General features: G+C 42.8%; 12 protein-coding genes. 8 read left to right on the top strand and 4 right to left on the bottom strand.

Annotated features, from left to right (window positions below; genetic code table 11):
* Positions 1 to 8: 8 nt before the first annotated feature.
* The 3 genes from ACYVNW_RS15170 (at position 9) to ACYVNW_RS15160 (ending at position 2213) form a co-directional block, all read left to right on the top strand.
* Positions 9 to 1094, top strand: a complete 1086-nt coding sequence (locus tag ACYVNW_RS15170) for a transglutaminase domain-containing protein (protein ID WP_460680719.1) — start codon at positions 9 to 11, stop codon at positions 1092 to 1094.
* Between the two features lie 271 nt (positions 1095 to 1365).
* Complete coding sequence (locus ACYVNW_RS15165; RefSeq protein WP_460680718.1) at positions 1366 to 1719, top strand: hypothetical protein; 354 nt, start codon at positions 1366 to 1368, stop codon at positions 1717 to 1719.
* A 176-nt stretch (positions 1720 to 1895) separates the two neighbouring features.
* Positions 1896 to 2213 carry a hypothetical protein gene (locus ACYVNW_RS15160; protein WP_460680717.1) on the top strand — a complete coding sequence of 106 codons (318 nt, stop codon included), beginning with the start codon at positions 1896 to 1898 and terminating at the stop codon, positions 2211 to 2213.
* 13 nt (positions 2214 to 2226) lie between these two features.
* On the opposite strand, the gene ACYVNW_RS15155 is transcribed toward ACYVNW_RS15160, so the two are convergent.
* On the bottom strand, positions 2227 to 2619 hold the full coding sequence (locus ACYVNW_RS15155; RefSeq protein ID WP_460680716.1) for a DoxX family protein: 393 nt from the start codon (positions 2617 to 2619) through the stop codon (positions 2227 to 2229).
* A 207-nt stretch (positions 2620 to 2826) separates the two neighbouring features.
* Between ACYVNW_RS15155 and hflX the strand changes: the two genes are divergently transcribed.
* Entirely contained in the window at positions 2827 to 4011 is a 1185-nt protein-coding gene (gene hflX, locus ACYVNW_RS15150; protein WP_460680715.1) for a GTPase HflX, read from the top strand.
* 203 nt (positions 4012 to 4214) lie between these two features.
* On the opposite strand, the gene ACYVNW_RS15145 is transcribed toward hflX, so the two are convergent.
* Positions 4215 to 5066 (bottom strand): menaquinone biosynthesis family protein, encoded by an 852-nt coding sequence (locus ACYVNW_RS15145; protein ID WP_460680714.1) that lies wholly within the window; start codon positions 5064 to 5066, stop codon positions 4215 to 4217.
* Between the two features lie 95 nt (positions 5067 to 5161).
* On the bottom strand, positions 5162 to 5773 hold the full coding sequence (gene mqnB, locus ACYVNW_RS15140) for a futalosine hydrolase (protein WP_460680713.1): 612 nt from the start codon (positions 5771 to 5773) through the stop codon (positions 5162 to 5164).
* 75 nt (positions 5774 to 5848) lie between these two features.
* Here mqnB and ACYVNW_RS15135 point away from each other — a divergent pair, with 75 nt between their 5' ends.
* From ACYVNW_RS15135 to ACYVNW_RS15120, 4 genes are all read left to right on the top strand, one after another.
* Positions 5849 to 6265: a 6-pyruvoyl trahydropterin synthase family protein gene (locus tag ACYVNW_RS15135; RefSeq protein WP_460681024.1), complete on the top strand. Its 417-nt coding sequence runs from the start codon at positions 5849 to 5851 to the stop codon at positions 6263 to 6265.
* 96 nt (positions 6266 to 6361) lie between these two features.
* Positions 6362 to 7000 (top strand): GTP cyclohydrolase I FolE, encoded by a 639-nt coding sequence (folE, locus tag ACYVNW_RS15130; protein ID WP_460680712.1) that lies wholly within the window; start codon positions 6362 to 6364, stop codon positions 6998 to 7000.
* Positions 7001 to 7095: 95 nt separating this feature from the next.
* Positions 7096 to 7983 (top strand): ACP S-malonyltransferase, encoded by an 888-nt coding sequence (gene fabD / locus ACYVNW_RS15125; protein ID WP_460680711.1) that lies wholly within the window; start codon positions 7096 to 7098, stop codon positions 7981 to 7983.
* Between the two features lie 58 nt (positions 7984 to 8041).
* A complete protein-coding gene (locus ACYVNW_RS15120) occupies positions 8042 to 11806 on the top strand; it encodes a sensor histidine kinase (protein ID WP_460680710.1) in 3765 nt (1254 codons plus the stop codon).
* 201 nt (positions 11807 to 12007) lie between these two features.
* On the opposite strand, the gene ACYVNW_RS15115 is transcribed toward ACYVNW_RS15120, so the two are convergent.
* On the bottom strand, positions 12008 to 14098 hold the full coding sequence (locus tag ACYVNW_RS15115; RefSeq protein ID WP_460680709.1) for a KUP/HAK/KT family potassium transporter: 2091 nt from the start codon (positions 14096 to 14098) through the stop codon (positions 12008 to 12010).
* Positions 14099 to 14102: the final 4 nt, after the last annotated feature.

The following is a 14102-nucleotide window of genomic DNA, read 5'->3' as shown; positions in this document are numbered from 1 at the left end:
CTTTATCAATGAACATCTATAAACTTCTCATTTGTTTATCCTTCTGGATTACCCCTGCATTGCTGTTTGCACAACCTGTTCACCAGATTGATTATTCAAAAGCTGATACCTTGGCCCTCCATATCCGTTATGAGGGCGACTTACCCCGCCTCACCCACCAACTGACTGACCCCTTTACCGACCAAACACTGAAAGCCCGGGCCATCTTCAGGTGGATTACGGATAACATTGCTTACGACCATAAGTACTATAACCGATATGCCTACAAAGGCAAGGAACCTAAAACGTATCATTGCAATGATGAACGCGATTGTGAGATCAAAAAGCAGGTATGGGAGAATGGCTATATAGATAAAGCCCTGAATACCGGCAAGGCCGTATGTGAAGGCTATGCACTGCTGTTTAAACGCATGTGCCGCATAGCAGGTATCGAAGCTGAAATGGTAACCGGCTATACGCGCACGCAATTTTATGAGATAGGCACACCCGGCGATCTTGACCATGCCTGGAACGCCGTATGGCTCAATGGCACTTATCACCTGCTGGATGCTACCTGGGCGGCAGGCGGCTGCGCCAAAGATGATGATGGCCGTTTGAAGGAGTTTCATAAGCACTATAATGAGTATTACTGGCTTACACCCGCGGCCGACTTTGCCAAAAACCACTTCCCTGAAGATACAAAATGGGTGCTGCTGCCCCGCTATACCCAGACAGATTTTTCAGCCAATCCCTTTTATGAATCTGATGTAGTTGCTGATATTCATTTAATTGCGCCTAAAAATGGCATCATCAATGCCAAACGGGGTGATACCGTGCGGTTCTCTATCGTTTATCCCGGCCCGGTACAGAAAGTGCAGATCAACTCCAACATGTTTCAAAACCAGGAAATATGGACGATGCAATACATCAATAAGCGGGAAGCCGTACGAGTACTTGACTCTATGGCACTCAAACGGCAGCAATATATTCCTTACCGGCAGCATGGCAATACTTATGAGTTTGCTTACGTAGTGAGGGATTATTCGCTCAACTACCTCGACATCTTATTTGACTATAAACGAGTGATGCGCTTTAAAGTGAATGCAGGGAGATAACCCGAAATACACCTAAGTTAACCTGAAGTTAACATCCTCTTTTTTTAAAACAATATAAGAATTTCACAAAACATAGTCGGCATTACGCATATCGCATTCCACTTTTAAGTAATCATTTAATTTACTGAAAATAAAATATTTGCGTGTCATCTTAATAATGCAACTATGAATGGCAGGCAAGTAAGCAGTATAATTAAAAAAATATTTTCAAAGAAGCATCTTATTGCTTTTAATTTTATATTTTGCATATAAATTAAACCAATATAACACTATGAAGAAATTAATGTATTTATGTGCTATGATGCTTTTGGTAATTATGTCCTCATCATTTACAGTAAAGCAAATCTCCTCAAAAGTTTGTAACGCAACTCAAGCCACAAAAACACAGGAGCGGGTTATTGGCTACTTTGACCGGAATGGTCTTACCTATGAAATTTGGGGCGAAGATCAACCAGATGGATTTGCCCAGGTAACTGGAGTTTACGTTTTTAATTCTACTACTGATTATGTAAGTGATTTTAGTGGCACAGTTGACCCCAGTGGAGTTGCACGGGTGGGCGTAACCTTGAATGACGACGAAAGCACTCATTTTTATTATTCTGGCCGCCCTCGTATTAACCCATAATTATATAAAGCCAGAAGTTATGGTATAAAACAAACAAGCAAACCATAAAGAAATCATAATGGTTTGTTTGTTTAATTCCCTGTTTCAATTTGCTGGATTAAGATAGCAGAAGCCTTTAAAAACATGAGGTTTAGTAATTAAGCATCAAATGTATTGGATACAGTCACAGTAGCAAAATGAAAACCCATGCTGCCTTAATTTCCCGCTACAAACAACTTTTAAACGAAACACTTCCTGCAGCTTTTACCCAACCAGTTCGCCACAACCACTGCTTTAACCGCATTGTATTAGACTGGCTGTTTCAGGACGTATGGTATCATCACCTTAATTCATCCAAAACTGCGATCAGTCAGTTAAGTGAAGCGCAACTTGAACAAATGATTGCCCGGATGGAAGCCTGGCTACATCAGCCGCAATTGCTTTTTGCAGATAACCGGCAATCGTTAGCCTGGCGAAAGGCCATCTGCAAACCGAGTGATGAGCAGTTATTTTAAGTTTATTTAAATTCTATTTTTGATGGGTGCTGCCCAATGCCCACAATATTAAAGCGGGCTGGAAAAACAAGCGCGTAAACCGTTTTTGGTCGGTATTTAAACCTAATGCGCTGCGGTGATGGGTATATTGCGCAACATTACCCGGAAAAACGGCGGTAAAAAACGAAGCTGCAATTTTACCTACAGTTTCTCGATATTTTTTAGGGGCAAATACGATGGCGCTGCCTAAAGCAATCTCAACATAACCGGAGTAAACTACGGTATCATCTTTGGTTAAAGGCACCCAGTTGGGTACCTGGGCTTGAAAGCCTTTGCGGGCAAAAGTTAAATGCCCTATGCCGGCAACAATAAGGTTAGCGCCCAGCACGATGCGGGCTATATTTTTAACAGTTTCTTGAGTTTCCATAAATTATAATAGCGTATCTGATCAGTATATTTTAGATAACCTGCTTTTTATTATTTTAGTTTTAGAGCAATTGTCAGTCATTTGAATTAAACGAAGACTTGGCGCTATACATCAATTTATCACTGCTATTTTGGCATTAATTCGCACTATTTTAACTTATTATGCCCCTTTTATTAACTTGGCATTTCAATTGCCCTATCATCAGTAATGAGACAAAAATTTTATGATACTGCTATTAAGCAAGAAAAGGCTGTTTTGGTAGGTATCATTACACCTAATGAAACCGAAGAACAGGAGAAAGAATACTTGGAGGAGCTGGAGTTTCTGGTAACTACAGCCGGCGGACTCACGGTAAAATATTTTACGCAAAAAATGCAAAAGCCGGATCGTGCTACCTTTGTAGGTTCAGGTAAACTGGAAGAGATACAGGCTTACGTAAAGGCCGAAGAAATAGATATGGTGGTGTTCGATGATGAACTTTCACCTTCACAACTGCGCAATATTGAAAACGAGTTGCAGGTTAAAATTTTAGACCGCAGTAATCTGATATTAGACATCTTTGCCGGTCGTGCGCAAACCTCGCAGGCTAAATCGCAGGTGGAACTGGCGCAGCTGCAATACCTGCTGCCACGTTTAACCCGTTTGTGGACCCACTTGGAGCGCCAGAAAGGTGGTATCGGTATGCGCGGCCCGGGTGAGTCGCAGATTGAGACTGACCGTCGTTTAATTTTGAACAAGATATCGCTGTTGAAAGAAAAGCTGCGGAATATTGACAAGCAGAACGAAACTCAGCGCAAAAATCGCCATCAGCTGGTGCGTGTGGCCTTGGTAGGGTATACCAACGTAGGTAAATCTACCATCATGAACATGATATCTAAATCAGATATCCTGGCTGAAAACAAGTTGTTTGCTACGCTGGACACTACGGTGCGTAAAGTAGTAATTGATAATTTGCCTTTTCTGTTGTCCGATACCGTAGGGTTCATCCGTAAGCTGCCCCACCATTTGGTAGAGTGTTTTAAATCTACACTGGATGAGGTACGCGAGGCTGATATTTTAATTCATGTAGTAGATGTATCGCATCCTAACTTTGAGGATCAGATTAGAACGGTGAACGAAACGTTAAAAGATTTAGGCGTAATTGACAAACCTATTATCACGGTGTTTAACAAAATAGATGCCTATCAACCAGTACAGCACCACCCCGAAGACCCGGCCCAGCCACTCACCATTGAAGAATTTGAGCACAGCTGGATGGCTGCCAATAACAGCCCGGCTATCTTCATTTCGGCCTTGAAAAAAGAGAATGTGGATGAGTTCAGGAAGCTGTTGTATGATAAAGTGATTGCTATTCATCAGGAACGTTACCCTTATGATGCGTTGCTGTATTGACCCCCCCAGCCCCCTGAAGGGGGAGTAGAAAAATAATATGTAACACAAAAGCCGCTTTACTAAGCGGCTTTTGTGTTTATGAAATTCCGTCATTACGAGGAACGAAGCAATCTTCATACACCAAGTAAAAACAAGATGCAGAAAGATTGCTTCGTTCCTCGCAATGACGGAGTGGGTACACTTTCTTTTCCCCCTTCGGGGGGTTATGGGTTCAAAAAGAGCTCCTCTTTAATTTCCGGAATAATACCCTCTTCATTTGCTTTATCAAACATGTACTGAATGGCCCTTTTGCCCTCCGCACCTAAATCCAGTGAATACTGGTTCACGTACAATTCGATGTGCTTGTACATTACCTCTTCGCTCATTTCCTGGGCATGAGAACGAATAAAATCCAGGCCCGATTTAGGGTTGGCAAAAGCAAACTCTACCGAGCGGTGCAATACGCGGTTAATTTTATGTTGCACCTCTTCTGGCAGGTTACGGTTAGCTACAATGCCGCCCAGCGGAATAGCACAGCCGGTTTCTTTTTCCCAGTAATCGCCCAAGTCAATAATTTTCTTTAGGCCTTTGTCCTGGTAGGTAAAGCGATTTTCGTGGATGATGAGTCCGGCATCTACCCGGCCGTCCAATACGGCATTCTCAATATCCGAAAATACCAGTATCTGCTTGTCTTGCGCTTCGGGGAAGGCCAGGCTCAATAAAAAATTAGCGGTAGTATATTTGCCCGGAATAGCAATTCTAACTTTTGAGTTTTGAGCTTTTAATTCGTTAAGCAATTGCTCCGGATCAGTCTTACAAATCAGCATTGGGCCTACGCCAAAGCCTAAGGCGCTGCCGGCATCCAGCAACACATACTGGTTGGCCACATACGCAAAGGCATGGTAACTAAGTTTGGTCACATCCAATTCGCCCCGAAAAGCTTTCTGGTTTAATGTTTCCACATCATCGTAAAATACTTCAAATTCCAATCCTTCGGTATCAATCTTATGATGAATCAGCGCATCAAAAATAAACGTATCATTTGGGCATGGCGAAAAGCCGAGTGTTAGTTTCATGGTAGTAATAGTTGATTACGTGAGTGGTTGATTAGGTGAGTAGTTGAAAAATATAATGAGTAATACCACTACTTACCTAATCAACTATTCTCTATTTACAATTCACTCAAAAGTTTCACAGCAAAAGTATTCAGATTTTTAATAGCCAGCCCAATCTGCCAGGCATCGCGGTTACGCTTCTCCACGTAATTTGACACAGCCCTGATTTGTAGGCCCGGCACCTGGTATTGCCGACAGGCATAAAAGAAGGCAGCGCCCTCCATACTTTCCAATTGAGCAGGCATCCGTTCAATTAACTGTGCAATGCTATGCGCGTTGCCGTGTACAGTGTTTACGGTAATGGCGTTTACCTTTTTAAGCGGTTCGGCATTGTAGTAATCAGCTAATGAAACTGTAGCTTCAAATTCTCCCTCGCCAAAGCCCAATTCATTAATAGTAATGAAACGGCTATCATCCTCAGCGCCTAATTCTGATAGTGTGTCGGTACTCACTTCTACCACCTCACCCAGTTTAATGTTGCGGTCAAAGCTACCGGCTATACCTAGGTTCAACAATAAATCATACTGATGGCCAGCCAGGTGCTTGCCTAAAGCAAAAGCAGTAGCCACCATCCCTACACCGGTTACCAGTACTTCTACCTCGCTGCCAAAATGTGCAGTTAAGGGTGCTACTTCAAATGGCGTGGCCGATACTACCAATACTTTCATAGGTTGTTTTTTGCAAGCTAATATAAAACAACCCACCTGTTTTTGTTTTGTATATTTGCACCCAATTTTGTTATGATGATTCACATTACGCGCAGAGAGCATTTTAATGCCGCCCACCGCATGTACCGCGAGGAGTGGAGCGCAGAAAAAAACCAGGAAGTATTTGGCAAGTGTGCCAACCCCAACTGGCACGGCCACAATTACAACCTGTTTGTAACCGTAAAAGGTGAAATAACCCACGCCACCGGTTACCTGATAGATTTAAAAGAACTTAAAGAAATTATTAATACGTATGTAATTGACAAGCTCGACCATAAAAACCTCAATAAAGATGTAGATTTTATGGCAGGCAAAATGGCATCTACTGAAATACTCACCATTGAGATATTCAACCAGTTAAAGGGCCCCATTGAAGCTTACGAAGGCGTATTTTTACACTCAGTGAAACTATATGAAACTGAGAATAATTCGGCTGAATATTTTGGTGGATAGAGAACAGCGAGTAGTTGATTGAGTGAACAGTTAAATTTTATAACTATTTATTTCACCAACCACTCACCTGATTAACCACTCACTAATCAACTAATCATGATTGACGATAACGACATTCCGGACCGCGATGCCGGCATTAATGGTTACCACAAGGTAGACCGCTATAACCCTGAGCTGATTGCCAGCCTCTCGGGCCATTACAACGAGGTGCTGAAACAAATTGGCGAAGACCCTACCCGCGAGGGGCTGCTGAAAACACCTGAGCGCGTAGCCAAAGCCATGCTGTTTTTAACCCATGGTTATGCACTGGATGCACAGGCGATTTTAAAATCGGCTATGTTCAAAGAAGAGTACAGCCAGATGGTGGTGGTAAAAGATATTGAGGTTTACTCGATGTGTGAACACCACATGCTGCCTTTTTTTGGCAAAGCACATGTAGCTTATATCCCGAACGGACATGTGGTAGGCCTGAGCAAAATACCGCGCATTGTAGATGCCTTTGCCCGCCGGCTACAGGTGCAGGAACGTTTAACCAACGAGATACGCGATTGTATACAAGAAACCCTGGAGCCTTTGGGCGTAGGCGTGGTAATTGAATGCCGCCACTTATGTATGAGCATGCGCGGCGTACAAAAACAAAACTCGGTAACCACCACTTCTGCCTTTACCGGCGAGTTTTTGAAAGAAAAAACCCGCACCGAATTTTTAAATTTAATAGCGTCGAAATTGAGTTGATTGTGTGAGTAGTTGATTAAGTGAGTGGTTATGTTTAGAGTCATTCACTTAATCAACTACTCACACAATCAACCTCTCACTTAATCAACCAACGAATGAAAGCATACCTATTTCCCGGACAAGGTGCGCAGTACCCAGGCATGGGGAAAGACCTTTATGACAACCATGAGCGGGCCCGCCGATTGTTTGAGCAGGCCAACGAGATTTTAGGCTTTAGCATTACCGATGTAATGTTTAACGGTACTGAAGAAGACCTAAAGCAAACCCGCGTTACCCAGCCTGCTATATTTTTACACTCGGTGATATTAGCCAAAGTAATGGGCAGTGATTTTAAACCTGATATGGTAGCCGGTCACTCGCTGGGCGAATTCTCGGCCCTGGTAGCGGCAGGTGGTTTATCATTTGAAGATGGTTTGCGCCTGGTGGCGGCCCGTGCCAATGCAATGCAAAAAGCCTGCGAAATTCAACCTTCAACCATGGCTGCTATTTTAGGCCTTGATGATTTTACAGTAGAGGATATTTGCCAGCGTGTAAGCGACGTAGTGGTTCCGGCTAATTATAACTGCCCAGGTCAGTTGGTAATCTCGGGCACTATTACCGGAGTTGATGCAGCTTGCGAAAAATTAAAAGAAGCCGGCGCCAAACGTGCGTTAAAATTAAATGTAGGCGGCGCTTTCCATTCGCCTTTAATGGAAGCAGCGCGTGCCGAGCTGGAAGCTGCCATTGTGAATACACAAATTTCTGTTCCGGTATGCCCTATTTATCAAAATATTGATGCCAAACCGCATACCGACCCTGAGCAGATTAAACATAACCTGATTGCCCAGTTAACCGGCCCTGTGCGCTGGACACAAACCCTGATGCACATGCTGGAGGATGGTGCTACCTCATTTACTGAAACCGGCCCCGGTAATGTTTTACAAGGCTTGGTAAAAAAGGTAGACCGCACCGCTGTTACCGCCAGCGCCGCCATAAACGAATAAAAATATAAGCCGCAGGAAACTGTGGCTTATATTTTTTGTAGTATTTTAGTTTCCTGTATTGAGTTCTAAAGTTACGAAGTTGAGTGTTTCGGTAAAAATACGTATTCTGCTGGCGCTGCTGTGTGCCAGTTTAATGTTCACAGCAGTAATTGTGCGTTGGTTTTATACTCCGCAGGATAACTTAATTCAATCGGCAAAAACGCTGGAAGATCACCTTCACAAAAAAGAAAAATGGGTTAACCAACTGCTTACCGCCGAAAAATTCAATCAACTTAAAACACTCAACCAAAAGCCAGAGCATGCTTTTAATCTGATTGACGAATATACCCGTGAAAAAAGAATTTGGATGCTTACCCTGCATAATGGTAAGATCAATTTCTGGTCGGGTATTAAAGTCCTTCCCAATAATCCGGCTATAATCAAAGATGGCACCTCTTTAATCCATCAGCCAAATGGCTACTACGAAGTAATTAAAAAAACGCAGGGCAATTTCAGCGCCATGTTTTTTATTCCCATCCGTAGTGATTATCAAATACAAAATCAATACTTAGGCAATTGCTTTGACCGCGACCTGCTAACTGATGACAACCTGGAAATTGCAGATATCAGCGACAGGCGGGTAACTACCATCAGCAGCCTTAATCATCAATACCTGTTTTCGGTTAAATTAAAGCAGGGGTTTAGAGAAAATCATATTTTTTTAGATTTTGAGGTATTGTTGTGGGGTGCAGGCCTGTTAGTTTTATGCCTGCTTATGCATTTAATGGCGGTGCATTATGCCAATAGAGGCCGCATATGGGTTGCGGTTGGCCTGTTAAGTACATTTGTTGTTGGTCTGCGCTTTATTAATTTATATTACAGTTACCCTTCTGTAATTTATGAATTGTCGCTTTTCAGCCATAAATTTTATCATAACGGGCCGGTCTTTCCCTCACTGGGCGACCTTTGTCTTAACATTTTAGGCTTGTGCTGGATAGCCTCTTTTGTATATTATTACCGCCACCGTTTATTTCGAAAACGGCTCATTAAGTGGCCGGCTTATATTATGGCTACTGCAGGCGTAGTAATTATTGCCTTACTGCTTACGCAGTTGCTCAACCTGTTTGCCGGCCTGGTAATTAAATCGGGCGTTAATTTTGATTTAGATAATATCCTGAATTTATCGGGCTACAGTGTGCTGGCTGTTATTGTGCTATGTTTTTGCCTGCTCAGCGTATTCTTATTCAATGAAGCATTTGTAAGCCTGAGCAACCGGCTTATGCTGTCACAGAATCAAAAACTATATATTGTTACAGGCAGCATGGCCCTGCTTACCTTAGCTTCTACCTGGTATCACCAAGTGTTTACTTTGCTTTTTATTTTATGGGGTGCCATTGTGATTATCAGGGGGTATGCCGTATTATATAACCGGAGCAGGTTTGAGCCATTTTCTTTCCTTGGTATTATTGTTATTTTTTCATTAATCGTAGCTGTAAAATTCAGCGGTTTCCGGTCGCTTAAAGAAAAAGAGTTGCGCAAGGTATTAATACATAAACTGGAAAATGCAGATGATACCGTGGCCAACCGCCTGTTCAGGCAGGTAGAAAAACGCATCACGCACGACCAGGTACTTACCGAATACTTTCTCAATCATTCTTATACCGGCGAGTACCTGAAAACCCATTTCCAAACCAACTATTTTGATGGTTACCTCACTGATTATAATCTAAAAATCAATGAGTTTGATGCAGCCGGTAAAGCTATTGACGCCACTAACCGCTTTGCCCTCAGCGATTTTAAGGATATGGTACTTTACAGCTCATTTAAAGTATCAGATTACTTTTATCGTGAAAACAATGCTTTTGGGTTTAAGAGCTACTTTGCTATTATTCCGGTATACCAGGAAGGTAAATTACTGGGTACTATTATTATTGATTTAAAATCAAAACCACTACAGTTTAACTACTCTTATCCGCAGGTGTTGGTAAACAGTGAGCTAACCACAGGTAACGAGTTTAAAGGTTATTCTTATGCCTTTTACAGCAATGGTAATCTGCAAAGTCAGAACGGCAAATACATTTATAATACCGTAAACACCGAGTTTACCGGTAAACTTAAAAACTATACCTTCAAAACCACGCAAGATGCCAACCAAGCCAAACCCTGGTTTCAGCGGGTTGCCAAATACAACCACTTAATTTATCAGCCCAGTCAGCGCAAACTCATTATTGTAACCCGCGAAGATGACACGGCATTTAACAGCATCAACACGCTTACTTTCTTTTTTATTGTGCTGCTTGCCTTTGGCTTAATTGCCATGACGATCATCTGGCTTTGGGCACGGGTAAAGGTATTAAGCATTAAAGACAACCAGCTTATTTGGTCGTTCAAAGTAAAGTTGAACCGCATTCTGTACAAAACCCGCATACAATTATTCATGATTTTTTCTGTTGTGCTTACGCTGGTGCTGGTAGGGGTAATTACCTACCTCTCTATCAAATCGCAGTACATTGAACAGCAGGATGAAATGATGGCTGATAAAGCCACCCGGGTAGCTTCGGCATTTGAGGCCAGCCAAATTGACCGGCTGCGTGAGATGACCGACAATAGCCAACTGCTGTTTAATGAGTTTGCTGAAAACTTTTCGGCTGACATTACTCTCTTTAATAAACAGGGCATACCGGTATTGGCTACCCAGCCTAAAATATACGATTATGGACTATTATCCCGCCGCATGAACGGGCGTGCCTATGTGCAGCTGGATAAACTTCAAAAATCTGTAGTGGTAAATGCAGAGCAAATTGGCGATTTGAAATTTAAATCAGCTTACGCACCCATCCGCGACTCAAAAAATGAGACTATAGGCTATCTGCAACTGCCTTATTTCTCTAATGAGGCCGACTACAAGGAACGCATTGGCTCGTTGCTGAATGCCATGATTAATATTTATGCGCTTATTTTTATTGCCATCGGCTTGCTGGCAGTTGTGGTAGCGCGACAAATTACAGCGCCGCTTAATTTTATACAGCAAAGCCTGAGCCGTACGGTATATGGCAAAAAGAATGAGCCGATTGCCTGGGAGCGTGACGATGAGATTGGTGCCTTGGTGAAAGAATATAACCACATGATTGCTGCGCTGGAGCACAGCGCCAGCCGCCTGGCACAATCTGAGCGGGAAAGCGCATGGCGCGAAATGGCCAAGCAGGTAGCGCACGAAATTAAAAACCCCCTTACGCCGCTAAAACTGGGCTTGCAGCTGCTCGAAAAATCATGGAAGGATAAAGACCCTAAATTTGATACGAAGTTTGAGCGTTTCAGCAAATCGTTTGTGGAGCAAATTGAAAGCTTGTCGTCCATTGCATCCGAGTTTTCGGCTTTCGCTAAAATGCCGGATACACGCATGGAGCGGGTTAATATCCTGGATTTGTTAAGCCAGGCAGTTACCATATTTAAACATATGGATAATGTAAAAATTGATTTCCAGGCCGATGATGCTAAATTTATGATTTTGGCCGACCGCGACCAGTTGCTGCGCTGCTTTAACAACCTGTTAAAAAATGCGATTGAAGCCATGCCACCAGAGCGGCCCGGAGATATTCAAATTGACTACAACATTCATCAGCACAGCATCTTGCTTAAAATAAAAGATAACGGTAACGGTATCCCCGATAATCTTCGCGAACGCATATTTGAGCCTAACTTTACTACCAAAAGTTCGGGTACAGGTTTAGGGCTGGCCTTCGTTAAAAATTCTATTGAAAATGCAGGCGGCAAGGTGTGGTTTGAAACCGAAACCAATGTGGGTACTACATTTTTCCTTAATTTTCCTAAATCAAGATTTTAGTTACATATAAAAAAGCCTGCTGTATAATTAATACAGAATGAATGTATGTTGATTTTGCCTGCATCGCTGGCTTGAAATCTAAGCGTTCTAACTCTTTTTAAAAGAGTTTACGGGTATATAAAGTATGTACATTTTCCTAAACGCGTAATTGCGAGGTATGAAGCAATGACGCGTCCGAAAGCTTTTGAAATTACCGGTCGCCTATACTTCTACCCGCTTTAGCTTGATATTACTAAGTGGATTAACCACCAATGGTATCTTTTCAATCCTTGTCTCACTGGTATCCAGCCCGAAAGCCTTGGCATCACTCATGGCGAGGTTGCTGATATTAAAATAGCTGTTCAGGATAAAGCTTTCTGCTGTGCTCAGGATGTTATTGTAAGACAGGAAACGCTCGATGAGTACAAACTGAAAATCCGCCGGCAAGTTGTAGCTTCCCAGTGAAGCGTAGCGGCTGGTGATGTCCAGTTCGCCGCGGGCAATCATTTCTTCCAGCGCTTTACGGAACAATACATTAATGCGCGCTGGAATACGGAAACCAATGCGGAACTCCAGCCTGATAATTTTATCGTTTTCCAGCTCTTCTACAGTATATTCCATTGTGTACGGTTCATCGGTACGCTCAATATGCACAAACCAGTACACATCGGCCCGCTTGGGTTTGCGGCTCAAAATGGAATAGATAACTTTTTCCTCTATCTGTCGGCTGTTATTGGCTTTGGTTAAATAGATCAGGTGCGTGGCAAATTTTGGGATGCCCTCATCCTGACTCAAGGCATTTAGCATCGGTATGTAATCCTTCAAATCAACAAAAGTCAGAAAGCGATTGGTAATCTGGCGCGCGCGGTACCAAATGTACATGGTAAAAATCAAGCCTACTTCAAATACCAGGAAGAATAACCGTTTTACAATTTTTACAGCATTGGCCACAAAGAATGAACCCTCAACGGCTACAAACATGCACACAATTATTATCACTATCCACAACGGCCAGTGCTTCTTGTAACGCATAAAGTAGTACATTAAAAAGGTGGTCATCAGCATGGCTACGGTAATAGAAAAACCGTAAGCTGCCGTCATCGCCTCAGAAGTTTTAAAGTACAAGGCTACCGCGATACAGCCAAAACACAAAATCCAGTTAATGCTGGGAATATAAATTTGTCCCCGGATGTTGGAGGGGAATTTTACGGTTACCCGCGGCCAGAAATTCATACTGATGGCTTCGCTGATGAGGGTAAAAGAGCCGCTGATGAGCGCCTGACTGGCAATAATGGTAGCCAGCGTAGCAATACCAATAGCCGGTATCAAAAAAGCATGCGGTACAATTTCAAAAAACGGATTAACGCCCTCGAAACTATGATACTTGGTTTGAGTAAGCACCCAGGCCCCCTGCCCCAGGTAATTTAATACCAGGCACACTTTTACCAATATCCAGCTTACTTGTATGTTCTTGCGGCCGCAATGCCCCAAATCTGAGTACAACGCCTCGGCACCGGTGGTACACAAAAACACAGCGCCTAACAGCCAAAAGCCGTTAGGATGCTCGGTAAGCAAATGCCAGCCATACATAGGATTCAGCGCTTTAAATATAGCAGGGCAATGTACTACCTGACTCATCCCTAATGTACCCAGCATCAAAAACCAGATAAGCATTACCGGCCCAAATGCTGCACCTACCACATTGGTACCAAATTGCTGAAAAAAGAATAATAACAACAAAATGCCAATGACAATGCCCAAAATCAATTCGTTGCCCGGAATAAAATCCTTGCTCAACGCAGGCACCAGGCCCAAACCCTCAATAGCTGAGGTAACCGAGATGGGCGGTGTAATAATACCATCGGCCAGTAAAGTACCGGCACCAATAATAGCCGGTATAGCCAGCTTTTTACCATACCGCCTCACTAAAGCGTATAATGAGAAAATGCCACCCTCGCCTTTATTATCGGCCTGTAGTGTGATAATGATATATTTAAAAGTGGTTTGTAGTGTAAGTGTCCAGAACACGCAGGAGATGGCGCCCAACACTAAAAAAGCATCGGCCCGGCCGCCTTCTTTTAATAAAGTTTGAAATGTGTAAAGTGGTGAAGTACCAATATCACCAAAAATGATTCCAAGCGTAATCAGCACGCCGGCAGCTGATAGTTTTCTTAAATGAGGAGTTTGCATATGTACCTGCCTAATACAAGGCTTTCGTTGTATCAGGGCAGTTAACAATTGCTGTGCCGACCATATGCAATGTGCCTTTTTAAACCACAAAGGCACTTTACATACTTTTATGTCTGTTTTCACCCTA

It is taken from the genome of Mucilaginibacter koreensis, from assembly GCF_054783355.1.
Note: the sequence above shows the minus strand (reverse complement) of the source record. Positions and strands in the feature narration are given on the sequence as shown.